This window comes from Methylobacterium terricola (genome assembly GCF_006151805.1).
Taxonomy (GTDB): domain Bacteria; phylum Pseudomonadota; class Alphaproteobacteria; order Rhizobiales; family Beijerinckiaceae; genus Methylobacterium; species Methylobacterium terricola.
Genome location: NZ_VDDA01000020.1, coordinates 42,247 through 65,073, shown reverse-complemented (window position 1 = coordinate 65,073; position 22,827 = coordinate 42,247). Strand labels below are relative to the sequence as shown.

The following is a 22,827-nucleotide window of genomic DNA, read 5'->3' as shown; positions in this document are numbered from 1 at the left end:
CGACGAACCGGTATCCCCGTCGTCGGACGATGCCCTGAGGAGACGATCCGATGCCGATGGATGCCCGCGAGATCGAGACGATGATCCGGGAGGCCCTGCCCGACGCCAAGGTCGAGATCCGCGACCTCGCCGGCGACGGCGACCACTACGCCGCCACCGTCGTGTCGGCGGCGTTCAAGGGCAAGTCGCGGGTGCAGCAGCACCAGATGGTCTACGGCGCCCTCCAGGGACGCATGGGCGGGGTGCTGCACGCCCTTGCCCTGACCACGAGCGTGCCGCAGGATTGAGCCCGACCGAGGGCCGCCGCATGGACGAGATCCGCACGGATCAGCCGAGCCTCTACGACGAGGACGTCGTCGCCTGGGCGGAGCAGCAAGCAGCGGCCTTGCGCGCCCTCGGGGAGCGGCCGGACCTCTCGAACGTCCTCGACTGGGACAACATCATCGAAGAGGTCGAGGCCGCGGGCGCGTCGCAGGTCAGCGCCGTCGAGAGCGCCCTCCGCCTCGCGCTCCTGCACCTGATCAAGCATCTCTCGGCGCCGCACCTGCCGCCGTCACATCACCGGCGCGCGGAAGTGGTGGCATTTCAGCTCACGGCGCAGGACGGCTATCGCGCCTCGATGCGGCGGAGGATCGACCTCGACAAGGTCTGGCGAGGCGCTGTCATCCAGGCGGAGGAGAGTTTGTCGGCCTACCACGACGCCCCGGTGGCAGGCCTGCCGGAGACCTCGCCCTTTACGTTGGACGAACTCATCTCCAGGGACTTCGACATCGATCGCAGCCTGATCCAGCTCGCCGCATCGCTCGATTCGCGGCTGGCCCGGCGCCGACGCTGAGACCGCGGCCGGAACGTCCGCCTTGGACATTCCGGTCCGCCATCCTTACATGACATCCGGAACGAGGACCGTAGCCATGACCGACGTCAACAGCCGCATCGAGACCGAGATCAAGTCCCAGGACGTGGTGGTGTTCATGAAGGGCACGCCGCAATTCCCGATGTGCGGCTTCTCGGGCCAGGTGGCCCAGATCCTCAACTACCTCGGCGTGCCGTTCAAGGGCGTGAACGTGCTCGAGGACATGGAGATCCGCGAGGGCATCAAGGCCTTCTCGCAGTGGCCGACCATCCCGCAGGTCTACGTCAAGGGCGAGTTCGTCGGCGGCTGCGACATCACCCGCGAGATGTTCCAGTCCGGCGAGCTGCAGCAGATGCTCTCCGAGAAGGGCATCGCCACCAACACCGCCGCGGCCTGATTCCAGGATCGCACGGACGGACGACGAGGAAGGGCGCGCGAGCGCCCTTTTTCGTTGCGGCACAGCGAAACCCGGCCAGAGCCCGATGCGTCTATCCCGAGTGGCAGCTCTCGAGACGGCGACATGCGGGACGTGATCATCGTGGGCGGCGGCCCGGCGGGCCTGTCGGCGGCGCTCATCCTCGGGCGCTGCCGGCGCCGGGTGCTGCTGATCGATGCCGGCCACCCGCGCAACGCGGTGACGCCGCGCATGCACGGCTTCCTCGGCCGCGACGGCCGGGCGCCGGGCGACTTGCGTGAGGAGGGACGACGGGAGCTCGCCGCCTACGGCACGGTCGAGATCTGGGACGGGCGCGTCGCCGACGCGGTGCGGGCGCCGGACGGCTTCCGGGTGGTGATGGACGACCAGCGCCGGGCGACAGGACGCCGGATGATCCTCGCCACCGGCCTGCGCACCGACCTGCCGGCCATCGAGGGTTTCTCGGAGTTCTGGGGCCACGGCGTCCACCACTGCCCGTATTGCGACGGTTACGAGAACCGCGACCGGCCGCTCGCCGTCTACGGCCCGGGCGACGCCGGCAAGGGCCTCGCCCTCGAGCTCACCGCCTGGAGCCGCGACCTGACGCTGTGCACCGACGGGCCGTCCGGCCTCGGCGCCCCGGAGCGCGACCGCCTCGCCCGCCACGGCATCCGCATCGAGGAGCGTGCCGTCGCCCGTCTGGAGGGCGAGGACGGGCGGTTCGCGCGGATCCGCCTGCGCGACGGCGACGCCCTCGCATGCGGCGCGCTGTTCTTCACCACCGGTCCCTGCATCCCCTCCCGGCTGGTCGAGCGGCTCGGCTGCGACCTGTCGCACAAGGGCACGGTGCCGACCGGCGACTACGAGGAGACGAACGTGCCGGGCCTGTACGTGGCGGGCGACGCGTCGCGCCGGGTCCAGCTCGCCATCGTGGCCGCCGCCGAGGGCGCGATGGCGGCCTTCGCGATCAACACCGAGCTGCTGCGTGAGGATACCCGCTGATTCGCCCGGGGGCGGGCCGCCGGCACAGGATAGGACTCCCTTCCGGCGATTCGCGCCGTGCCGACCCTGCGCCAATAACCTCGCAGCAGCAGGCGCTTGGCCCGCGCGACAAGGGCCCCGGACGGGCAGTCGAGCGAACAATCGCCCTGTCAAGACTTTATCGGCCCGCGAAGGTTTGTTAGCGTTTACTGGTTGATCGCGGGAGGGGCGCCCATGATAGCGTTGGCGCAGGCATGGCGGGCCGGGCTGACCCGGCGCACGCAACGCACGACCGTGGCCCGCGAGGCCGCGATGATCCGCAGCGAGCCGCCCGAGCACCACGAGCTGACCACGCGCGAGCTGATCCGCATGGCGCAATCCGCCCGCGCCGCCATCGAGGCGCGGGGCTGAGGCGACGTCCGTGCGGGATGGCGGAAGACCTGTCGCATCCGTCCCGCGGCCATGGGCGCGGGAACCCGGTCACCGGGCTCCGGGTTGAGGGAAGCGGCGGGTTCGGTATGCCGATGCATGCCGATGCCGGCCATTGGCTCGGCGTCTTCCCGATCCGCCGCCCCGCTTCGCTGCAATGCACGCAAGACCACGATGCGCCGCACACCCCCTGGCGTGCGCTGGCGCACGTCAATCCAGCGGTTGCACGCGTAACCCCTGCAAGGACTGCCGCGCGAGGCGGCCTCCGTCTTTGGGCGGTGGCGCGAAGGTTTTTCTTGCACGGTGACGCGTGGTGCGGAACTGTCGGAGTTCTTCACCGTTGCTGTTTCTCTAGCGTGAGTTTGCGTATTCCCTCACCACCACGGGCCACACGCCCGGGGGACCATCATGCCCGATTTCGAGTCACGGAACCTCGACGACGCCGAGAGCCTCGCACGCCTCGCCGAGCTTCTTCATCCGACCAAGGTCGCCCGGACCGAGGCCAAGGCCCGTGGCCGGCGGCGCGCGGCGGCCGGTTTCCTGCCGGCCCAGAGCCCCGCGCCGGCCGATCCGGTCGCCCCCGTCCTGCAACACGCCTGACCGGCACCCACCACGCTGGCGTGGGGCCTACCAGGCCGGCATGGCGGTGATCAGTCCCTTGCTGGTGACCACGACCCAGGTTCTGCCGCGACGCTCGATCGCCTCAACCCGGCCGGCGCCCGGCAGCGTGTCGCCTGGGCCGATCTCCAGGAGGCGGCGGTTGCGGTTCTCGATCATCGCCACCCCGTCATAGACGTCGCGCAGCACCCATCCCTCGATGGTGGCAGGCTTCGCCTTCTCGGCGGGCTTGTCGGGCAGGCTGCCGGTGAGGGCCGGCTCCGCCGCGGCGACGGGCTTGTGCGACGCCACGGGAGCGGCCGCCACCGGAACGGCGGCGACCGGTGCCGCCGCGACCGGCCCGGGGGCCTGACGCTTGTCGAGCTTGTCGGTGAGCGCCGTGAGGCGGGCCGCCTGGTCGCGGTCGGCCTGCTCCTGCCGCTCGGCCATGGCGGCGAGGCGCTCGGCCACCGCCGCGACCTTGGCGGCGAGATCGGCGTCCTGGCGATGCAGCCGCTCCAGCCGCTCGGCGACCTGTCCTAAGCGGGCGCCGGTCTCGGCGCGGCCCTTGTCGGCGGCGTCCTGGGCCTGGACCGCGCGGTCGCGCAACAGCGACAGGTCGGTGGCGAGGCGGGTCGCCTCGCTGGCCCCGGTCTCGACGCGGCCCGAGAGCCGCGACCACTCGGCCTGCGGGATGCCGGTCCCGCCGCCCTGGGCGGCGTTCATCAGCGCCACCGTGGCCCCGCCGGCGAGCGCGCCGATGCAGGCAGCACAGAGGAGGCCCGCCGCGGTTGTCGTCTTCAGCTTCGGCCATCCCTGCCCGGACCGGACCGCGATGCCACGCCTCGTCGGGGCTGCCGCGCCGTCCGGGGCCGGCGCACCGGCGACGTCGTTCTGATCCACCATGACCCGAGCTTCCCAGGAATCCAGGAAGATTTGGGTAACCATGTTTGGTTAACCGCTGGTTAGCGGTCGGCCCGGGCCCGATGGCCCGGACCACCCCTCCCCTTACGCCAGCGCCGGCAGCACCCGCTCGATCTCGGCCCGGTGGGGCTCGAGGAAGGCCGGCAGCTTCAGAGCGGCGCCCAGAGCCTCGGCCGGCTCGTCGGCGGCGAAGCCCGGATCGTCGGTGGCGATCTCGAACAACACCCCGCCGGGCTCGCGGAAATAGACCGAGCGGAAGTAGTTGCGGTCGCGCTGCTCGGTCACCTGCAGCCCGAGCGCCCCGGCCCGCCCCGCCATCGCGGCCTGGCCTGCGTCGTCGGCGGCCCGGAAGGCGATGTGGTGCACCGAGCCGCCGCCGGAGCGGCCGGGCAGGAAGTCGCCGACCTCGCGCAGGGTGACGGCAGCCCCGAGCCCGGCGGTACCCTGGTAGCGGGTGAGCGCGCCCTCGCGGCCGGTCTCCTCGAGCCCGAACACCTCCGTCAGCACCCGGGCGGTGGGCGCGGCCTGGCGCAGCATCAGGGTGACGCCGTGGAAGCCCCGGATCGCGTGCTCGGCCGCCACCTCGGACCCGGTCCAGGCCGGCTCGCCCTCCGCCCCGGCCACGCCGACGAGGGCGAGGCGCATCCCGTCGGGATCGCGGAACGGCAGCACCGTCTCGCCGAACACCTTGGCCGGCGCCTCGAAGGCGATGCCCGCCGCGACGAGGCGGTGCGTCCAGTAGCCGATCGAGCCCTCGGGGACCCGGAACGCCGTCTCCTCGGCCTGGCCGACGCCGACCCGGCCCGGGGCGACGTGCTCCCAGGGGAAGAAGGTCAGGATCGTGCCGGGCGCGCCGTCGGCATCGCCGTAATACAGGTGATAGGTGCCGGGATCGTCGAAGTTGACGGTCTTCTTCACCAGCCGCAGCCCGAGGACGCGGGTGTAGAAATCGAGGTTCCGGCGCGCCGGACCCGAGATGGCGGTGACATGATGCAGGCCGGCGGACGGGGTAACGGCGACGTCGGTTTCGGTGGTCATGGCCGGTGGCTCCTGGAGGGCGGCCCGTCGGGGCCGCCGTGATGGAGGAAATCTAGGACTTGCCCCGGCGGCCAGAAATAGAAACAATCGAAACCCATCGTTTCCGGATGCGCCCATGGCCATGCCTGATTTCGAGGCCTGGGCGATCTTCGCCCGGGTGGCGCAGACCGCCTCGTTCTCCCGCGCCGCCACCGAGCTCGGCCTGTCGAAGGCCACGGTCTCGAAGGCGGTGAGCCGGCTCGAGCGCCGCCTCGGCGCCGCCCTGCTCCATCGCACCTCGCGGCGCCTCGCGCTCACCGAGGCCGGGCGCCTCGCCCTCGACGGCGCCGCCCGCATCCTGGCGGCCGGCGAGGCGGCGGAGGCCGAGGCCCTGGCGCATTCGGCCTCGCCCCGGGGCCTGGTGCGCGTCGCCGCCCCGATGTCGTTCGGCCTCGCCCACGTCGCGCCGCTCCTGCCCGATTTCCTCGCCGCGCATCCGGAGGTGTCGGTCGACCTGCATCTGAGCGACGCGGTGATCGACCTCGTCGGCGGCGGCTTCGACCTCGGCTTGCGCATCGCGGCGCTCGCCGATTCGAGCCTGCGCCTGCGCCGCCTCTGCGCCGTGGGCCGTTCGCTGGTGGCCGCCCCCGCCTATCTCGCCGGCGCCGGGAGGCCGGCGCATCCGCGCGACCTCCAGGACCATGCCTGCCTGGGCTACGCCTACCTGCCGAACCCCGAGCGCTGGCACTTTCACGACGAGGCCGGCGCGGAGGTGACCGTGACGCCGGCCGGCCGCCTGCGGGCGAACAATGCCGACGCGCTGACGCCGGCCCTCCTTGCCGGCCTCGGCCTCGCGGTGCAGCCGGACTTCCTGGTCTGGGACGACCTGCGCGCCGGGCGGCTGGAGCGGGTGATGCCGGGCTGGTCGCCGCCGCCGGTCGGGCTCAACCTGCTGATGCCGCCGGGCGCCGCCCGGCCGGCACGGGTCACCGCCCTGGTGACGTTCCTGGAGCGGCGCCTCGCGGCGGCGCCCTGGGCGAGCGAGACGCTCGGAGCAGGCGGGACATCTGGGGCAAGCGGCGCACGGCCCAGTTACAGAATCGCCGGCTCGTAACAATGCGGCTTTACAATGCTGCCGGAATCGCCGAGGGGGCGCATACGACCTTCGTCGTAGGCGGCAGGCCGGGGCATGGTGCGCCGCCGCATCCCCGCATGTTAGACTAGGTCTTTGATTTTAACGCAGTTTTTGCGTCAGGGCCGGTTCCCAGAGCGGCCGAAAGGTGCTCTAAGCTCGGATCGGGGCCCGGGAGGAAGCGTACGATGAAGTTCCGCGTCGAGGTCGATTGCACCCCGGTCGAGGCCCGCCAGTTCGTCGGGCTGCCCAATGTGGAGCCGATGCAAGCGGCCGTGATGGCCGAGGTCGAGCGGCGCATGCTCGCCGAGATGGACCGGTTCTCGCCCGACGCGATCATGCGCAGCTGGTTCACGGTGTTTCCCCAGAACGCCGACCAGATGCAGAATCTCTTCCTCAAGATGTTCCAGCAGGGGTTCGGCGGTTCCTCGACGCCATCGGCCAAGTCCGACACGTGAGGCGGGCGACGGCGGCGAATGGTTCCGGGTTTTCGCACCGCGTCATCGCGCGCGATGCGGATGACCGGAACGCCCGCTCCTGTCATTCCCGCTAAACCCTTGCAATCCTTCATGAGCTGCGAAAGCATAGCGATGGCACGAACGATGCTGACGCCTGCGGCAGCTCGGCCCACCAATCGAGTATGATCCCAGGGAGGACAACGTGGAACGCAGTCGCGATCTCGACCCGGTCGAGACCCAGGAGTGGCTCGACTCGCTCGACGGCGTGCTGGAAGTCGAGGGCCCGGACCGGGCGCACTTCCTCATCGAGCAGGTCATCGAAGGTGCCCGCAAGAAGGGCGCGCCGGTTCCGTACTCGGCCAACACGGCCTACCTGAACACGATTCCGGTCGACAAGCAGCCCCCCCATCCGGGGGACCGGATGATCGAGCACCGCATCCGCTCGGCGATCCGCTGGAACGCGATCGCGATCATCCTGCGCAACAACAAGGATTCGTCGGAGCTCGGCGGCCACATCGCCAGCTTCCAGTCCGCCGCGACCCTCTACGACACCGGCTTCATGCATTTCTGGCACGGCGCCGAGGGCGACCGTGGCGGCGACCTGATCTACGTCCAGGGCCATTCCTCGCCGGGCATCTATGCCCGCGCCTATCTGGAGGGCCGCCTGACCGAGGAGCAGCTGCTGAGCTTCCGCCAGGAAGTCGGCGGCAAGGGCCTCTCGTCCTATCCGCATCCCTGGCTGATGCCGGATTTCTGGCAGTTCCCGACCGTCTCGATGGGCCTCGGGCCGCTGATGGCGATCTACCAGGCGCGCTACCTGCGCTATCTGCACCATCGCGGGCTCGCCAACACCGACGGCCGCAAGGTCTGGGCCTTCATGGGCGACGGCGAGATGGACGAGCCGGAATCGCTCGGCGCGATCTCGCTCGCCTCGCGCGAGAAGCTCGACAACCTGGTCTTCGTCATCAACTGCAACCTGCAGCGCCTCGACGGCCCGGTGCGCGGCAACGGCAAGATCGTCCAGGAGCTGGAGGCCAACTTCCGCGGCGCCGGCTGGAACGTCATCAAGGTGCTGTGGGGCTCGGGCTGGGACCAGCTGCTCGCCCGCGACACCACCGGCATGCTGGCGCGCCTGATGGAGGAGTGCGTCGACGGCGAGTACCAGGACTTCAAGTCGAAGAACGGCGCCTACATCCGCGAGCACTTCTTCGGCAAGTACCCGGAGACCGCCGCCCTGGTGAAGGACTGGAGCGACGAGGACATCTGGCGGCTCACCCGCGGCGGCCACGACCCGAGCAAGGTCTTCGCGGCCTACGCGGCGGCGGTGAAGCACAAGGGCCAGCCGACCCTCATCCTCGCCAAGACCGTCAAGGGCTACGGCATGGGCGAGGCCGGTGAGGCGCAGAACATCACCCATCAGCAGAAGAAGATGGGCGAGGCGGTGCTCAAGCAGTTCCGCGACCGCTTCGGCATCGACCTCACCGACGACCAGATCGCCGAGATCCCGTTCATCCGCTTCCCCGAGGGGTCGCCGGAGCACACCTACCTGATGGAGCGCCGCAAGGCGCTCGGCGGCCCGCTGCCGGCGCGGCGGGAGAAGTCTCAGGCCCTGCAGGTGCCGCCGCTGGAGGCGTTCTCGGCCCAGCTGAAGGAGACCGCGGGCCGCGAGATCTCCACCACCATGGCGTTCGTGCGGGTGCTCAACACCCTCCTGCGCGACAAGAACATCGGCAACCGCATCGTGCCGATCGTGCCCGACGAGAGCCGGACCTTCGGCATGGAGGGCATGTTCCGGCAATTCGGCATCTTCAGCCAGGTCGGCCAGCTCTACCGGCCCGAAGACGCCAACCAGCTGATGTATTACCGTGAGGACGAGAAGGGCCAGATGCTCCAGGAGGGCATCAACGAGGCCGGGGCGATGTCGTCCTGGATCGCGGCCGCGACCTCGTACTCCCACTCCGACGCGCCGACGATCCCGTTCTACATCTACTACTCGATGTTCGGGTTCCAGCGCATCGGCGACCTGGCCTGGGCCGCCGGCGACATGCGCGCCCGCGGCTTCATGATCGGCGGCACCGCCGGCCGCACGACCCTCAACGGCGAGGGCCTGCAGCACGAGGACGGCCACAGCCACCTGATCTCGGCCACCATCCCGAACTGCGTCTCCTACGACCCGACCTTCTCCTACGAGGTGGCGGTGATCGTGCAGGACGGCCTGCGCCGGATGTATGCCGAGCAGGAGGACGTGTTCTACTACATCACGGTGATGAACGAGAACTACGAGCATCCCGGCATGCCCGAAGGGGCCGAGGCCGGGATCCTCAAAGGCATGTACCTGTTCCGCGAGGGCAAGGCCGGCGCCGCGAACCGGGTTCAGCTGATGGGCTCGGGCACGATCCTGCGCGAGGTGATCGCCGGGGCGGAGCTCTTGGAGCAGGATTTCGGCATCGCCGCCGATATCTGGTCCTGCCCGAGCTTCACCGAGCTGCGCCGCGAGGCGATGGCGGTGGAGCGCTGGAACATGCTCCACCCGACCGAGCCGCAGAAGACCGCTTACGTCGAGACCTGCCTGTCGGGCCGCCAGGGCCCGGTGATCGCGGCGACCGACTACATGCGGCTCTTCGCCGACCAGATCCGCCCCTACGTGCCGGGCCGCTACAAGGTGCTCGGCACCGACGGCTTCGGCCGCTCGGATTACCGGGTGCGCCTGCGCGAGTTCTTCGAGGTCAACCGCTACTGGGTCGCCGTCGCGGCGCTCAAGAGCCTGGCCGAGGAGGGCGCCGTACCGGCCGCCAAGGTCGCCGAGGCGATCGCCAAGTACGGGCTGAACCCGGAGAAGCCGGCCCCCTGGACGGTCTGAACCATCAGCGGTGCGCGTGGCCCTGTTCTGCCGGACGTCACAACACGCTCCGGGGAAGCTGAATGGCGCGGGTCTCCCCTCTCCCGTGTGGGAGAGGGGCCGGGGGCGAGGGTGACACGCTTCAGGGTAAAGCGCTGAGCGTGGTGCTGGCAGCGAAACGGTTCGGTCTTCTTGCGGCACCGTCTCCACCCTCACCCCTACCCCTCTCCCAAACGGGAGAGGGGATCCCGCGCTTGATTCTCAAAGGGAATTTGCCCGGACAACCCTGCGGGTGCCCGGGACCGGATGGCCTCGCGCGCCAAGAACTTCATCTGCAAAAACAGCTTAAGCGAATACAGTGGGAGAGTGCGCAGTGTCGATCGAGGTCAAGATCCCGGATATCGGTGATTTCAAGAACATCCCGATCATCGAGATCCTGGTGAAGGAAGGCGACACCATCGGGGCCGAGGACCCGATCGTGTCGCTCGAATCCGACAAGGCGACGATGGAGGTGCCCTCCCCGTCGGCCGGCGTGATCGAGAAGATCCTGGTCAAGATCGGCGACACGGTGAGCGAGGGCAGCCCGGTCCTGCTGCTGAAGGGCGAGTCCGAGGCGAAGGCGCCGGCCGCCGCCTCCGCCGCGACCCCGAATGCTGGCGCGGCGCCCGCCGCCGACACCGCCGCCCTGATGCCGAAGCAGGAGCCGGATCCGGCCAAGCCCGCCGCGCCCCCGGTCCCGGCCGCCCCGGCGTCGTCGGCGCCGGACTTCTCGAACGTCCATGCCAGCCCGGCCGTGCGGCGGCTCGCCCGCGAGCTCGGCGTCGACCTCAACGGCATCAAGGGCTCCGGCGAGAAGGGCCGGATCACCAAGGAGGACGTGAAGGGCTCGCTGGTGCACTCCGCCGCCCCGGCGCCGGCCGCCGGCACCGCGGTCGCCACCGGCAGCATGGGCATCCCGGAGATCCCGGCGGTCGACTTCTCGAAGTTCGGCCCGACCGAGGTTAAGCCGCTGCCGCGGATCAAGAAGATCTCCGGCCCGCACCTGCACCGCGCCTGGCTCAACGTGCCGCTCGTCACCCATTCGGACGAGTCGGACATCACCGAGACCGACGCCTACCGCAAGGATCTCGACACCGCCGGCAAGGACAAGGGCTACCGCGTCACCCTGCTGTCGTTCCTGATCAAGGCCGCGGTCTCGGCCCTGCGTCAGCACCCGGAGTTCAACTCGTCGCTGAACCCCGAGAAGGACGCGCTGATCCTCAAGAAGTACTACAACATCGGCGTCGCCGTCGACACGCCGGACGGCCTCGTCGTCCCGGTGGTCAAGGATGCCGACCGCAAGGGCATCATCGAGATCAGCCAGGAGCTGGGCGCGCTGTCGAAGAAGGCCCGCGACGGCAAGCTCGGCAGCGGCGACATGCAGGGCGCCACCTTCACGATCTCGTCGCTCGGCGGCATCGGCGGCACCGGCTTCACGCCCCTCGTCAACGCCCCCGAGGTCGCGATCCTGGGCGTCGTGCGCTCCAAGATGGCCCCGGTCTGGAACGGCAGCGAGTTCAAGCCGCGGCTGATGCTGCCGCTCTCGGTCTCCTACGACCACCGCGTGATCGACGGCGCGCTGGCTGCGCGCTTCACCCGCCACCTCGCCCACGTCCTCGAGGACGTCCGGCGCCTCGTCGTCTGACGAGACCAACAGCGAGGCGATCCGAATGAGCAACGAAGTCCGTCTGCCGGATATCGGCGACTTCAAGAACGTCCCGGTGATCGAGGTGCTGGTCAAGGCCGGCGACACGATCGCGGTCGACGACACCATCGTCGTCCTGGAATCCGACAAGGCGACCATGGACGTCCCCTCCTCCGTGGCCGGCACGGTCGCGGAGGTGAAGATCAAGCCCGGCGACACGGTCACGCAGGGTGACCTGCTGCTGGTGCTGGAGGGCGCGGCGTCTGCCGGTGCCGCGAAGCCCGCGGTCGCCGAGAAGGCGGCCCCGGCTCCCGCGGCTTCCGGCGGCTCGCCGCTGGCGGCCGGCACCGGCCAGGCGGGCTACGGCTCGCCGGCTACCGCCGGCGGAACTGGGGCGTCCGCCGCCCCGGCCCCGAAGGGCGCGGCCCCGGTCTCCGGCGAGGAGATGCGGGCCGAGGTGCTGGTGCTCGGCGCCGGTCCCGGCGGCTACACGGCGGCGTTCCGCGCCGCCGACCTCGGCAAGAAGGTCGTGCTCGTCGAGCGCTGGCCGAGCCTCGGCGGGGTGTGCCTCAATGTCGGCTGCATCCCCTCGAAGGCGCTGCTCCACGCCGCCAAGGTGATCGACGAGAGCCAGGCGATGGCCGCGCACGGCATCAGCTTCGCCGCGCCGCAGATCGACATCGACCAGCTCCGCAGCTGGAAGGAGGGCGTGGTCAAGCGCCTGACCGGCGGCCTCGGGGGTCTGGCCAAGCAGCGCAAGGTGACGGTGGTCACCGGCACCGCCCGCTTCGTCAGCCCGCACCAGATCGAGGTCGAGCACGAGGGCGCGAAGAAGATCATCGGCTTCGACAACGCGATCATCGCGGCCGGGTCCGAGCCGATCAAGATGCCGTTCATCCCGCACGACGACCCGCGGGTGATCGACTCGACCGGGGCGCTCGAACTCGACGGGGTGCCGAAGCGCCTCCTCGTGATCGGTGGCGGCATCATCGGCCTCGAGATGGCGACGGTCTACCACGCGCTCGGGTCCAAGGTGACCATCGTCGAGCTGATGGACCAGATCATCTCGGGCGCCGACAAGGACATCGTCACCCCGCTGTTCAAGCGGATCTCGAAGCAGTACGAGGCGATCCACCTCAAGGCCAAGGTCACGGCCGTCGAGGCGCTGCCGGAAGGCCTCAAGGTGACGTTCGAGGGCGGCTCGGCGCCGGCCACCGACACCTTCGACAAGATCCTGGTCTCGGTCGGCCGCCGTCCCAACGGCAAGCTGATCGGCGCCGAGGCCGCCGGCGTCGCGGTGGACGAGCGGGGCTTCATCCCGGTCGACAAGCAGATGCGCACGACGGCAGGCCACATCTTCGCCATCGGCGACGTGGTCGGCCAGCCGATGCTCGCCCACAAGGCGGTGCACGAGGGCAAGGTCGCGGCGGAAGCGGCGGCCGGCCAGAACTCGTTCTTCGACGCCAAGGTGATCCCGTCGGTGGCCTATACCGATCCGGAGGTGGCCTGGGTCGGCCTGTCCGAGACCGAGGCCAAGGCCAAGGGCATCAAGGTCGGCAAGGGCGTCTTTCCCTGGGCGGCGAGCGGCCGCTCGCTGTCGCTCGGGCGCGACGAGGGCCTGACCAAGGTGCTGTTCGACGAGGCCTCGAACCGGATCGTCGGCTGCGGCATCGTCGGCCCCTCGGCCGGCGACCTGATCGCCGAGGCCGCGCTCGCCATCGAGATGGGGGCGGATGCCGAGGATATCGGGCTCACCATCCACCCGCACCCGACCCTGTCGGAGACGGTCGGCATGGCAGCCGAGGCCTTCGAGGGCACGATCACCGACCTCTACATGCCGAAGAAGAAGGCGCATTGAGGTAGTTTTCAGGGTGCGACGGCAGCGTTGCTGCCGTCCTTCACAAGTTCAGACAAACAGAACGCGGGATCCCCTCTCCCGAGTGGGAGAGGGGCAGGGGTGAGGATGATACGCTTCAGTGTGAAGCTAAGACCGTCGTGCTGGCAGCGGGACGGTCAGCGCTAGACTCAGAGCCGTAGCACCCTCACCCCCGACCCCTCTCCCACACGGGAGAGGGGAGGTCCTGCGCTCAAATCTTCAAACAACTTCTCAAACCGAATCATTCGGGCGACCGTGAGGGGATCTCACGTCCCGCCCACGGCTTCTCGCGGCCGAAATCGACCCTGACCCAACGCAAGCCGGCGGGATCACGACCCCAACCTTGAGCGTTGCCGTCCCGATCGGTGCCCTCGAACGGCGCCGGCCGGGAGGCGGCTCCGCGCGCCGCCATCCCACACAATCAGGAGGACACGTCATGGACGAGCAACTCGAGAAGGCCGCCCTCGACTACCACCGCTTCCCGACGCCGGGGAAGATCGCCGTGCTGCCGACGAAGGACATGAGCACGCAGCGCGACCTCGCGCTCGCCTACTCGCCCGGCGTCGCCGCCGCCTGCCTCGCCATCGAGAAGGACCCGGCCCAGGCCGCCGAGCTGACCTCCCGCGGCAACCTCGTGGCGGTGATCTCGAACGGCACCGCGGTGCTGGGCCTCGGCAATATCGGGGCGCTCGCCGGCAAGCCGGTGATGGAGGGCAAGGGCTGCCTGTTCCGCAAGTTCGCCGGCATCGACGTGTTCGACATCGAGATCGACGAGACCGATCCCGGCAAGCTCGTCGACATCATCGCGAGCCTGGAGCCGACCTTCGGGGGCATCAACCTCGAGGACATCAAGGCACCCGAGTGCTTCGAGATCGAGACCCGCCTGCGTGAGCGGATGAAGATCCCGGTCTTCCACGACGACCAACACGGCACCGCGATCATCGCGGCGGCCGCGATCCTCAACGGCCTCGAGGTGGTCGGCAAGCGCATCGAGGACGTGCGCGTCGTCTGCTCGGGCGCCGGTGCCGCGGCCATCGCCTGCCTGAACCTTCTCGTCAGCCTCGGCCTCGACAAGGCGAAGGTGCTGGTCACCGACAGCCGCGGCGTGGTCTACCAGGGCCGCAACAACCTCGACGCCCAGAAGGCGCAATACGCGCAGGTCACCGAGGCGCGCACGCTGGCCGACGCGGTGCCGGGCACCGACATCTTCCTCGGCCTCTCCGCCGCCGGCGCGCTGACGCCGGAGATGGTCAAGGGCATGGCCGACAAGCCGCTGATCCTGGCGCTCGCCAATCCCGAGCCGGAGATCCGGCCCGAGGCCGCCAAGGCCGTGCGCCCCGACGCGATCATCGCCACCGGCCGCTCGGATTACCCGAACCAGGTCAACAACGTCCTGTGCTTCCCGTTCATCTTCCGCGGCGCGCTCGATGTCGGCGCGACCACGATCAACGAGGAGATGAAGCTCGCCGCAGTGCGGGCGATCGCCGAGCTGGCGCGGGCCGAGCAGTCGGACGTGGTGACGGCGGCCTACGGCACGCAGGACATCGCTTTCGGGCCCGATTACCTGATCCCGCGCCCGTTCGATCCCCGGCTGATCACCAAGGTCGCCCCCGCCGTGGCGCTCGCCGCCACCGAGAGCGGTGTCGCGACGAAGCCGATGCTCGACGTCGAGGCCTATCGACGCTCGCTCGAGAGCCGGGTCTACACCTCCGGCACGGTGATGCAGCCGGTCTTCGCCGCCGCGACCGAGGCCGCCCGCGCCCGCGTGGCCTATGCCGAGGGCGAGGACGACCGGGTCTTGCGCGCCGCGCAGGTCATCGTCGACGAGGGCCTGGCCCGGCCGGTGCTGGTCGGCCGGCGGGAGGTCATCGCCGACAAGATGAAGGCCTTGGGGCTTCGCATCGAGGTCGGCCGCGACGTCGACGTGCAGGACCTCGACGACGATGTGTTCCAGGCGCAAGCCGCCGAGGGATACTACGCCAAGCGCAAGCGCCACGGCCTGTCGCGCGAGGTCGCGCTGGCGGAGGCGCGCCGCAACCCGACCCTCGTCGGCGCGATGCTGCTCTCCCTCGGCCAGGTCGACGGGCTCCTGTGCGGCGGCACCGGCTCCTATCACAGCCACCTGCGCCACGTGCGCGAGGTGATCGGGATGGCGCCGGGGGTGAAGGCGCTCACCGCCATGAGCCTGTTGCAGCTGCCGCGGCACACGCTGTTCATCTGCGACCCCTACATCCACCTCGATCCCGGCGCGGAGGAACTGGCCGACATGACGCTGCTCGCCGCAGCCGAGATGCGCCGCTTCGGCCAGACCCCGCGGGTGGCGTTGGTCTCGCATTCGAGCTTCGGCACCGCCCGAAACCCGTCGGCCGAGAAGATGCGCAAGGCGCTCTCCCTCATCACCGAGCGGGCGCCGGACCTCGAGGTCGAGGGCGAGATGCAGGCCGACGCGGCCTTGAGCCGGCCGCTGATGGAACGGGTGTTCCCGGAATCGCGCCTCACCGGCGAGGCCAACCTCCTGGTGATGCCGAACCTGGATGCCGCCAACATCACCCTCAACGCCCTGAAGGTGGTGGCCGGCCAGGGCATCAGCGTCGGGCCGATCCTGCTCGGCGCCGCCGCCCCGGTCCACATCCTCACCCACACCACCACCGTACGCGGCATCGTCAACATGACGGCGCTGACCGCGGTGGCGGCCGCGAAGGCGGGCTGACACGAATGCCGGCCGCCGGACGACCCGGCGGCCGGGCCCGGACGGCATACGCACCACCCGGACCGTGAGACGCCAACGCGCCGCACGGCCGGCGGTTCCTGGACACATGCCCGTTTCTGGATTGTCGCGTCGCATGACGCAGTATCCGCGGCTCCCGCTGCGCCGAGCGAAGGTAATCGCACAAGGAATATTAACGGACGCTAGGGAAACATGACGCTCCGCCTCAAGGGGAGCGTCATGAGCCTAGCCCGCAAATTCGTTGGTCTGTGTGCCGTCAGCTTGGTGTCGAGCGCGCTGCTGGCAGGAGCGGTCGGGCTGTACCGGCACGCGGACGAGCAGGTGAAGGCCGCCAACGAGAACCGCCTCGCCTCGATGCTGCTGGCCGACGAACTCCGGCAGACGTCCGACGACCTGACGCGGCTCAGCCGAACCTACATCGCCACCGGCAAGGCCACCTACAAGCAGCAATACAAGGACATTGTCGACATCCGCGCCGGACGCAAGCCGCGGCCGGTCGATTACCACCGCATCTATTGGGATTACGTCGCTGCCGGCGAGGCCAAGCCGCGCCCGGACGGCGAGACCGTGTCGGTGGACGCCCTGATGGACCGCCTCGGCGTCACGGGCGCCGAGAAGCAGAAGCTGGCCGAGTCGGTCCGCAACTCCAACGACCTCGTCAAGGTCGCCAATGCCGCGATGAAGCTGGCGGAGGGCGGCGAGCCGGGTGCCCGGGACGAGGCGATCCGGCTCGTCCATACCGACGAGTATCACGCCGCCAAGGCGCGGATCATGAAGCCGATCGACGACTTCTACGTCATGCTGGATGCGCGCACGAAGCAGACGGTCGCCGACGGCGAAGGACGCGCGCAGCTTGCCTTCGCGCTGGTCCTCGGCCTGCTCGCCATCACGATCGCCTCGGTCGTCGCCATGGCGTGGTTCGCCTGTGGCGCGCTGGTGCGCGGCTACGCCTCGGTCGGCACCGCGATGGGCCGGATCGCCGCCGGCGACTACGCCGCCGAGGTGCCGGGAACCGGGCGGCGCGACGAGGTCGGCGACATGGCCCGCAGCCTGGAGGCGTTCAAGGCCAACCTCGCCGCCGACCTGGAGGCCCGCCATGCCCGCGAACGCGAGGAGCGCAGGACGCTTCGGCGGACGCAGACGGCCGCCCTGGCCGACGCGTTCGAGGAAGCGGTGGGCGGCATCGCCCGCACCGTCGCGGCCTCGGCGACCGAGCTGCGGGCGACCGCGCAAGGCATGTCGCAGCTCGCCGGGGGCACGGCCGAGCGCTCCGCCACCGTGAACCAGGCGGCGCACGAGGCCTCGGCCAACGTCGCCACCGTGGCCGCCGCCGCCGAGGAGCTGAGCACGTCGGTCGGCGAGATCGCCCGCCAGGTCTCGGATTCGGCGGCCCTCGCCAAAGCCAGCGTGACGGAGGCCGCCCAGACCGCCGAGCTGGTGCGCACCTTGAGCCAGGCGGCGACCCGGGTCGGGGACGTGGTGGCGATGATCAACGGCATCGCCGGCCAGACCAACCTGCTCGCGCTCAACGCCACCATCGAGGCGGCGCGGGCCGGCGAGGCGGGACGGGGCTTCGCGGTCGTCGCCGCCGAGGTGAAGGAGCTCGCCACCCAGACCGCCAAGGCCACCGAGGAGATCGCGAGCCAGATCGGCGGCATCCAGGGCGCGACGCGCCAAGCCGTCGATGCCATCGGCGGGATCGCGACGCGGATCGAGGATCTGAGCGGCATCTCGACCGCCATCGCCGCCTCGATCGAGGAGCAGGGCGCCGCGACCCGGGAGATCGTCCGCACCATCAGCCAGGCCGCCGCCGGCACCGGCGCGGTGACGGCGACGATCACCGGCGTGGCCGACGCGGCGGGCGAGGCCGGGCAGGCGGCCGGACGGGTGCTGAGCGTCGCCTCGGCGGTCTCGCACGAGGCGGAGCACTTGAGCATGGAGGTCACGCGGTTCCTGGACCGGATCCGGGCGGCGTGAGCCGAGTCACCGGGGGCGGCCCGCCGCCCCCGGCTCACACCTGATCGAAATCCACCGTCACCCGCCCGGAGGTCGGGCGGGCCTGGCAGGTGAGGACGAAGCCGGCCTCCACCTCCCAGGGCTCCAGCGAATAGTTCACCGCCATGGCGACGCGGCCGTCGACCACCTTGGCGCGGCAGGTGCAGCACATGCCGCCGCGACAGGAATAGGGAAGGTCGAGGCCGGCACGGATCGCGGCGTCGAGGACCGCCTCGCCCTCGGCCACCGGCACCTCGGTGGCGATGCCGTCGGTGATCACCGTGGCGAGCGCGGCCGGCGCGGCCGCCGCCGAGACCGGGCGGGCGGCGCGGGTCCGGCCCGGCTCGGCCGGGGTGAAGCGCTCGACATGGACGCGCGCGCGGGGCAGGCCGAGCCCGATGAGCGCGCCCTCCACCGCGTCGATCATCTCGCCCGGGCCGCACACGAAGGCGTGGTCGACCATGGCCGCCGGCACGATGCTGCGCAGGAACAAAGCCGCCTTCCCGCCGTCCAGCCGCCCGTTGAGGACCGAGAGGTCCTGCGTCTCGCGCGACAGGACGTGGAACACCGAGAGCCGGTCGAGGAAGCGGTCCTTCAGGGTCTCCAGCGCCTCGCGGAACAGGATCGAGCCGGTGGCGCGGTTGCCGTAGAACAGGAAGAAGCGGCTCTTCGGCTCGGCGGCGAGCACGGTGCGGATGATCGACAGGATCGGGGTGATGCCCGATCCCGCCGCGAAGCCCACGAAGGTGCGGGCCGCGTCGGGCTGGATCTCGACGCCGAAGCGGCCCATCGGCGGCATCACCTCGATCTCGTCGCCCGGCGCGATCGCCTGGTTGGCAAAGCCCGAGAACAACCCGCCCTCGACCCGCTTGATCGCGACGCGCAGGTCGGGATCGCCGACGCCGGAGCAGATCGAGTAGGAGCGCCGCACCTCCTCGCCGTCGACCGTGGCCTTCAGGGTCAGGTACTGGCCACAGGCGAAGCCGAAGGCCTCCCGCGCCTCTTCCGGCACCGCGAAGGCGATCGAGACGGCGTCCGGCGTCTCGCGGCGGATCTCGGCGACGCGCAGGCGATGGAAGCGGGGGGTCATCGGCGCCTCAGATGCACTTGAAGGAATCGAACGGCTCGCGGCAGGCCCGGCAGCGCCACAACGCCTTGCAGGCGGTGGAGCCGAACTCGGAGACCTTTTCCGTGGCGGCCGAGCCGCAATGCGGGCAGGCGACCGTCTCCTCGCCGAACAAGGCCCGGCGCGAGGCTTTTCCCGCCGGCGGAGCGATGCCGTAGGCAGCAAGCTTCCGCTTGCCGGCCTCGCTCATCCAGTCGGTGGTCCAGGCCGGCGCCAGGACCAGGCGCACCCGGGCCTCCGGGATGCCGGCCTCGGCCAGGGCCGTCTGCACCTCGATGCCGATCACGTCCATCGCCGGGCAGCCGGAATAGGTCGGGGTGATCGCGACCTCGACCCGGCCATCCGCGACCGTCACGCCCCGCAGCACGCCGAGATCCGCGATGGTGAGGACAGGGATCTCGGGATCGCACACCGTCGCGGCGGCCTCGTGCGCGCGGCGGGCGAGATCCGCTTCGGCGGGGGTCACCAGGCCGCCCCCGGATGGGCGCGCTGCAGGTATTGCAGGTCGGACAGGATGAAGCCGAGATGCTCGCTGTGGCGTCCGGCCCGGCCGCCGCTCTGCATCCAGGTGCCGGGGGGGCGGGCGAGCGTCGCCTCGCCGAGGATGTGGTCGAGCGTGGCGTCGAACTCCGCCCGCAGGGTCCGGGGATCCGGCAGCGTGCCGGCCTCGATCAGCGCGGCCTCGGCGGCATCGACCTCGAACAATTCGCCCGTATAGGGCCACAGCTCGTCGAGGGCGGCGCGGGCGCGGGCATGGCTCTCGTCGGTGCCGTCGCCGAGCCGGATCAGCCACTCGCCGGAATGCCGCAAGTGGTAGGCGGTCTCCTTTTCGGCCTTCGCGGCGATGGCGGCGAGCGTCGCGTCGCGGGAGGCCATGAGCGCGCGGTAGTACGGATCGATGAAGGCCGAGACCAGCACCTGCCTGACGATGGTCGCGGCGAAGTCGCCGTTCGGCTGCTCGACCAAGAGGCAGTTGCGGTACTGCCCGGCCTCGCGCCGATAGGCGAAATCGTCCTCGGAGAGCCCCTCCCCCGCCACCTCGGCAGCGTAGGCGTAGAAGGCGCGGGCCTGGCCGACGCAATCGAGGGCGATGTTGGCGAGGGCGATGTCCTCCTCCAGCATCGGCGCGTGGCCGCACCACTCGGACAGCCGGTGCCCGAGGATCAGCGCATCGTCCGCCAGGGCCAGGATGCCGGCCAGCAGTGGGGTCTCGGTGAGGCTGAGGGAGGTGGTGGGCATGGAGGCCTCGGGAGGATCGGGTCGCGCCGGCGACGGATGAGGCGCGGGCAGATATGGCGTCACATATGCCCGACCTCGTCCGGCACCTCGTAGAAGGTCGGGTGACGGTAGATCTTCGAGGCGGTGGGCTCGAACATCACCTCCTTGTCGGCCGGGTCCGAGGCGACGATGGCCGCGGACGGCACGACCCAGAGCGACAGCCCCTCGCCGCGGCGGGTGTAGACGTCGCGGGCGGCCTGGAGCGCCATGGCGGCATCGGCGGCGTGGAGCGAGCCGACATGCTTGTGCGCCAGGCCGTTGCGGGAGCGGATGAACACCTCCCAGAGCGGGATCTTCGGCTCGGCCATCGTCCCCTCCCTCACGCCGCCTGCTGCAGGGCGTCGGCCTTCGCCGCCGCCCGACGGGCGCGCTTCGCAGCATGCGCCATCGCCGCCTCGCGCACCCAGGCGCCGGCGGCGTGGGCGTCGCGGCGCTGCTTCATCCGCTGGCGGTTGCAGGGGCCGTTGCCGGCCAGCACCTGCTTGAACTCCTCCCAGTCGATGGCGCCGTAGCGCCAGTGGCCTGCCGCCTCGTCGTAGGCGAGGTCCGGGTCGGGGAAGGTCAGGCCGAGATACTGGCCCTGCGGCACCGTCGCGTCGACGAATTTCTGGCGCAGCTCGTCGTTGGAAAAGCGCTTGATCTTCCACTTGGCCGATTGGTCGGAATGCTGGCTCTCGGCGTCGGGCGGCCCGAACATCATCAGGCAGGGCCACCACCAGCGGTTCAGGGCGTCCTGGGCCATCGCCTTCTGCTCGGGCGTGCCGCGGCAGAGGGTCAGCATGATCTCGTAGCCCTGGCGCTGGTGGAAGCTCTCCTCCTTGCAGACGCGGATCATCGCGCGGGCGTAAGGACCGTAGGAGCAGCGGCAGAGCGGGATCTGGTTCATGATCGCCGCGCCGTCGACCAGCCAGCCGATGGCGCCGATATCGGCCCAGGTCAGGGTCGGGTAGTTGAAGATCGAGGAATATTTCGCCCGGCCGGCGAGCAGCTGGTCGAACAGCTCCTCGCGGCTGGTGCCGAGGGTCTCGGCCGCCGAGTAGAGGTAGAGCCCGTGGCCGGCCTCGTCCTGCACTTTTGCCAGCAGCGCGGCCTTCCGCTTGAGCGTCGGCGCCCGGGTGATCCAGTTGCCCTCCGGCAGCATGCCGACGATCTCGGAATGGGCGTGCTGCGAGATCTGCCGGGTCAGCGTGCGTCGGTAGGCCTCCGGCATCCAGTCGTTCGGCTCGATCCGCTCCTCGGCGTCGATCCGCGCCTGGAACCGGGCGGCCCGCGCAGCCTCCTCCGGGCCGGCGACCGGGGCGGTGGTGTCTCTGGCGTTCAGGGCCTGCGTGTACATGGCCGCGCCTCCCTCGAAGTTCTGGACCTCGATATATCACGAAATTTTCTTATCGCAAGATTTTCCGTAACACGTTGCGGTGCGGGAGGGCCGTCGGGCCGCGTCGAGCCTGGGGCGGCGGCCCTTCGACGGCGGCCGATTCTCGCACCACCCCTGACGCGACAAGCGAGCAGAACCGGCTGGTCACCCGACGAACCGCGCCGCGAACTCCGCTCCCGGCAACGGCAGCGGGCCGGTGTCGCGCGTGGCGTTCGCATCGAGCCAGGCTTCCGCGGCCGGCGCGACGGCGCGGTAGATCGTGGCGCACAGTCTCCGCGCCGCGGCCCCGGGCCAGTCCTCCGGCAGGAGATCGGCCGGCAGCAGCGGGTCCTTGAGGACGGCGCGGCGGTACTCGTGGATCAGCAGGATGCGCAGCACCAGGGCGTCGAGCCCGGACGGAGGATGCGCGGCAACGGCTGCGCCGGCCGCCGCGAAGGTGCCGGCGAAGCGGGCGTAACGCTCGCCCACCTCCGCCACCGGCCAGGCCCGGGCGGCGAGGCGGCGCGCGGTGCCCGGATCCTCCGGCCGGGCGGCGAGGCGCAACACCCCCTGCGTCCCGGCCGCCTCCCTCGCCCCGATCATCAGGTCGGGCCCGAGGCTGCCGTAGCCGCACGCCGCGAGCTCGGCCCGCCGGTCGCCACCACCGTCGAGAAGCAGGAGGTCGAAGGCGCCCGACCAGGCCGGCGCCGCGGGGCCGTAGATCCGGGCGGTCGCCTGCGCGAAGGCGGCGGTGCCCGACGCGGACAGGCGGTAGAAGCTGTTGCGGCCGAGCTTCCAGCGCTCGAACCATCCATCGGCGACGAGCCGCGACAGGGCCGTGCGCACCACCCCGTCCCCGATGCGGAAGGCCCGGGTGATCGCGAGCAGCGATTCGAGCGACAGCACCCCGCCCCGTGGCACCACCGCGTCGCCGAACACCGTGACCACCAGGGAGCCGGCGCGGATCGGCGTGCGGGCGTGGAAATGGGCGATGAGTGGCGCCAGGAGGTCGGCCATTCCGGTCCTTCGGGATCAACGCTCCCCGATAAGGGCGCCGGCCCGGGGCTGTCGAGCCGCGCTTGACCAACCGGCCGGTCGGTCAATAATGGGCGCACAAGAACGGCAGGACGAACGGGAGGCA

The 22,827-nt window shown here is 70.4% G+C and carries 21 protein-coding genes; 13 read left to right on the top strand and 8 right to left on the bottom strand.

The genetic code is table 11. The features are described from left to right. Positions 1–50: 50 nt before the first annotated feature. The 6 genes from FF100_RS28125 to FF100_RS28105 all read left to right on the top strand — a co-directional run bounded on the left by FF100_RS28125 (position 51) and on the right by FF100_RS28105 (position 3,278). The gene (locus FF100_RS28125; protein ID WP_139039069.1) at positions 51–287 is read left to right on the top strand and encodes a BolA family protein; all 237 of its coding nucleotides are present in this window, start codon (positions 51–53) and stop codon (positions 285–287) included. A gap of 20 nt (positions 288–307) precedes the next feature. After that, on the top strand, positions 308–835 hold the full coding sequence (locus FF100_RS28120; RefSeq protein ID WP_139039068.1) for a DUF29 domain-containing protein: 528 nt from the start codon (positions 308–310) through the stop codon (positions 833–835). Between the two features lie 76 nt (positions 836–911). After that, the gene (gene grxD, locus FF100_RS28115; RefSeq protein ID WP_139039067.1) at positions 912–1,250 is read left to right on the top strand and encodes a Grx4 family monothiol glutaredoxin; all 339 of its coding nucleotides are present in this window, start codon (positions 912–914) and stop codon (positions 1,248–1,250) included. 123 nt (positions 1,251–1,373) lie between these two features. After that, the gene (locus FF100_RS28110; protein ID WP_139039066.1) at positions 1,374–2,270 is read left to right on the top strand and encodes an NAD(P)/FAD-dependent oxidoreductase; all 897 of its coding nucleotides are present in this window, start codon (positions 1,374–1,376) and stop codon (positions 2,268–2,270) included. 213 nt (positions 2,271–2,483) lie between these two features. Continuing rightward, positions 2,484–2,660 carry a hypothetical protein gene (locus tag FF100_RS37335; protein ID WP_171070358.1) on the top strand — a complete coding sequence of 59 codons (177 nt, stop codon included), beginning with the start codon at positions 2,484–2,486 and terminating at the stop codon, positions 2,658–2,660. A 426-nt stretch (positions 2,661–3,086) separates the two neighbouring features. After that, a complete protein-coding gene (locus FF100_RS28105) occupies positions 3,087–3,278 on the top strand; it encodes a hypothetical protein (RefSeq protein ID WP_139039065.1) in 192 nt (63 codons plus the stop codon). A 27-nt stretch (positions 3,279–3,305) separates the two neighbouring features. Here the strand turns inward: FF100_RS28105 and FF100_RS28100 are convergent, their stop codons facing one another. Then, positions 3,306–4,181: a hypothetical protein gene (locus tag FF100_RS28100; protein WP_139039064.1), complete on the bottom strand. Its 876-nt coding sequence runs from the start codon at positions 4,179–4,181 to the stop codon at positions 3,306–3,308. 102 nt (positions 4,182–4,283) lie between these two features. Next, on the bottom strand, positions 4,284–5,237 hold the full coding sequence (locus tag FF100_RS28095; protein WP_139039063.1) for a ring-cleaving dioxygenase: 954 nt from the start codon (positions 5,235–5,237) through the stop codon (positions 4,284–4,286). 115 nt (positions 5,238–5,352) lie between these two features. On the opposite strand from FF100_RS28095, the gene FF100_RS28090 reads away from it, so the two are divergent. The 7 genes from FF100_RS28090 to FF100_RS28060 all read left to right on the top strand — a co-directional run bounded on the left by FF100_RS28090 (position 5,353) and on the right by FF100_RS28060 (position 17,910). Next, positions 5,353–6,330 carry a LysR family transcriptional regulator gene (locus tag FF100_RS28090; protein ID WP_139039062.1) on the top strand — a complete coding sequence of 326 codons (978 nt, stop codon included), beginning with the start codon at positions 5,353–5,355 and terminating at the stop codon, positions 6,328–6,330. A 206-nt stretch (positions 6,331–6,536) separates the two neighbouring features. Beyond that, the gene (locus FF100_RS28085; protein ID WP_139039061.1) at positions 6,537–6,806 is read left to right on the top strand and encodes a DUF6489 family protein; all 270 of its coding nucleotides are present in this window, start codon (positions 6,537–6,539) and stop codon (positions 6,804–6,806) included. Positions 6,807–7,008: 202 nt separating this feature from the next. Continuing rightward, positions 7,009–9,666: a pyruvate dehydrogenase (acetyl-transferring), homodimeric type gene (gene aceE, locus FF100_RS28080; protein WP_139039060.1), complete on the top strand. Its 2,658-nt coding sequence runs from the start codon at positions 7,009–7,011 to the stop codon at positions 9,664–9,666. Between the two features lie 352 nt (positions 9,667–10,018). Then, positions 10,019–11,329: a dihydrolipoyllysine-residue acetyltransferase gene (aceF, locus tag FF100_RS28075; protein ID WP_139039059.1), complete on the top strand. Its 1,311-nt coding sequence runs from the start codon at positions 10,019–10,021 to the stop codon at positions 11,327–11,329. 25 nt (positions 11,330–11,354) lie between these two features. After that, positions 11,355–13,187: a dihydrolipoyl dehydrogenase gene (gene lpdA / locus FF100_RS28070; RefSeq protein WP_139039058.1), complete on the top strand. Its 1,833-nt coding sequence runs from the start codon at positions 11,355–11,357 to the stop codon at positions 13,185–13,187. 454 nt (positions 13,188–13,641) lie between these two features. Beyond that, on the top strand, positions 13,642–15,915 hold the full coding sequence (locus FF100_RS28065) for an NADP-dependent malic enzyme (protein ID WP_139039057.1): 2,274 nt from the start codon (positions 13,642–13,644) through the stop codon (positions 15,913–15,915). Between the two features lie 210 nt (positions 15,916–16,125). Further along, complete coding sequence (locus FF100_RS28060; RefSeq protein WP_139039056.1) at positions 16,126–17,910, top strand: methyl-accepting chemotaxis protein; 1,785 nt, start codon at positions 16,126–16,128, stop codon at positions 17,908–17,910. A 34-nt stretch (positions 17,911–17,944) separates the two neighbouring features. On the opposite strand, the gene paaE is transcribed toward FF100_RS28060, so the two are convergent. From paaE to FF100_RS28030, 6 genes are all read right to left on the bottom strand, one after another. Continuing rightward, positions 17,945–19,018, bottom strand: coding sequence for a 1,2-phenylacetyl-CoA epoxidase subunit PaaE (gene paaE, locus FF100_RS28055; protein WP_139039055.1), 1,074 nt, complete (start codon positions 19,016–19,018; stop codon positions 17,945–17,947). Positions 19,019–19,025: 7 nt separating this feature from the next. Then, positions 19,026–19,523: a 1,2-phenylacetyl-CoA epoxidase subunit PaaD gene (paaD, locus tag FF100_RS28050; protein WP_139039096.1), complete on the bottom strand. Its 498-nt coding sequence runs from the start codon at positions 19,521–19,523 to the stop codon at positions 19,026–19,028. Beyond that, positions 19,517–20,293, bottom strand: a complete 777-nt coding sequence (paaC, locus tag FF100_RS28045; RefSeq protein ID WP_139039054.1) for a 1,2-phenylacetyl-CoA epoxidase subunit PaaC — start codon at positions 20,291–20,293, stop codon at positions 19,517–19,519. The genes paaD and paaC overlap by 7 nt, the downstream gene beginning before the upstream one ends. Before the next feature lie 59 nt (positions 20,294–20,352). Next, positions 20,353–20,640 (bottom strand): 1,2-phenylacetyl-CoA epoxidase subunit PaaB, encoded by a 288-nt coding sequence (paaB, locus tag FF100_RS28040; protein ID WP_139039053.1) that lies wholly within the window; start codon positions 20,638–20,640, stop codon positions 20,353–20,355. An 11-nt stretch (positions 20,641–20,651) separates the two neighbouring features. Next, positions 20,652–21,668, bottom strand: a complete 1,017-nt coding sequence (gene paaA / locus FF100_RS28035; protein WP_139039052.1) for a 1,2-phenylacetyl-CoA epoxidase subunit PaaA — start codon at positions 21,666–21,668, stop codon at positions 20,652–20,654. Positions 21,669–21,851: 183 nt separating this feature from the next. Continuing rightward, positions 21,852–22,703, bottom strand: coding sequence for a PaaX family transcriptional regulator C-terminal domain-containing protein (locus FF100_RS28030; protein WP_139039051.1), 852 nt, complete (start codon positions 22,701–22,703; stop codon positions 21,852–21,854). Between the last annotated feature and the right edge of the window lie 124 nt (positions 22,704–22,827).

Bases quoted from the DNA above. Each gene is read 5' to 3' on its own strand.
- paaB (WP_139039053.1), bottom strand. From the start codon at position 20,640: ATGGCCGAGCCGAAGATCCCGCTCTGGGAGGTGTTCATCCGCTCCCGC.
- FF100_RS28060 (WP_139039056.1), top strand. From the start codon at position 16,126: ATGACGCTCCGCCTCAAGGGGAGCGTCATGAGCCTAGCCCGCAAATTC.
- FF100_RS28120 (WP_139039068.1), top strand. From the start codon at position 308: ATGGACGAGATCCGCACGGATCAGCCGAGCCTCTACGACGAGGACGTC.
- paaC (WP_139039054.1), bottom strand. From the start codon at position 20,293: ATGCCCACCACCTCCCTCAGCCTCACCGAGACCCCACTGCTGGCCGGC.
- paaE (WP_139039055.1), bottom strand. From the start codon at position 19,018: ATGACCCCCCGCTTCCATCGCCTGCGCGTCGCCGAGATCCGCCGCGAG.
- FF100_RS28105 (WP_139039065.1), top strand. From the start codon at position 3,087: ATGCCCGATTTCGAGTCACGGAACCTCGACGACGCCGAGAGCCTCGCA.
- FF100_RS28065 (WP_139039057.1), top strand. From the start codon at position 13,642: ATGGACGAGCAACTCGAGAAGGCCGCCCTCGACTACCACCGCTTCCCG.
- FF100_RS28030 (WP_139039051.1), bottom strand. From the start codon at position 22,703: ATGGCCGACCTCCTGGCGCCACTCATCGCCCATTTCCACGCCCGCACG.
- FF100_RS28090 (WP_139039062.1), top strand. From the start codon at position 5,353: ATGGCCATGCCTGATTTCGAGGCCTGGGCGATCTTCGCCCGGGTGGCG.
- paaA (WP_139039052.1), bottom strand. From the start codon at position 21,668: ATGTACACGCAGGCCCTGAACGCCAGAGACACCACCGCCCCGGTCGCC.
- FF100_RS28110 (WP_139039066.1), top strand. From the start codon at position 1,374: ATGCGGGACGTGATCATCGTGGGCGGCGGCCCGGCGGGCCTGTCGGCG.
- FF100_RS28085 (WP_139039061.1), top strand. From the start codon at position 6,537: ATGAAGTTCCGCGTCGAGGTCGATTGCACCCCGGTCGAGGCCCGCCAG.
- FF100_RS28125 (WP_139039069.1), top strand. From the start codon at position 51: ATGCCGATGGATGCCCGCGAGATCGAGACGATGATCCGGGAGGCCCTG.
- FF100_RS37335 (WP_171070358.1), top strand. From the start codon at position 2,484: ATGATAGCGTTGGCGCAGGCATGGCGGGCCGGGCTGACCCGGCGCACG.
- FF100_RS28095 (WP_139039063.1), bottom strand. From the start codon at position 5,237: ATGACCACCGAAACCGACGTCGCCGTTACCCCGTCCGCCGGCCTGCAT.
- grxD (WP_139039067.1), top strand. From the start codon at position 912: ATGACCGACGTCAACAGCCGCATCGAGACCGAGATCAAGTCCCAGGAC.
- FF100_RS28100 (WP_139039064.1), bottom strand. From the start codon at position 4,181: ATGGTGGATCAGAACGACGTCGCCGGTGCGCCGGCCCCGGACGGCGCG.
- lpdA (WP_139039058.1), top strand. From the start codon at position 11,355: ATGAGCAACGAAGTCCGTCTGCCGGATATCGGCGACTTCAAGAACGTC.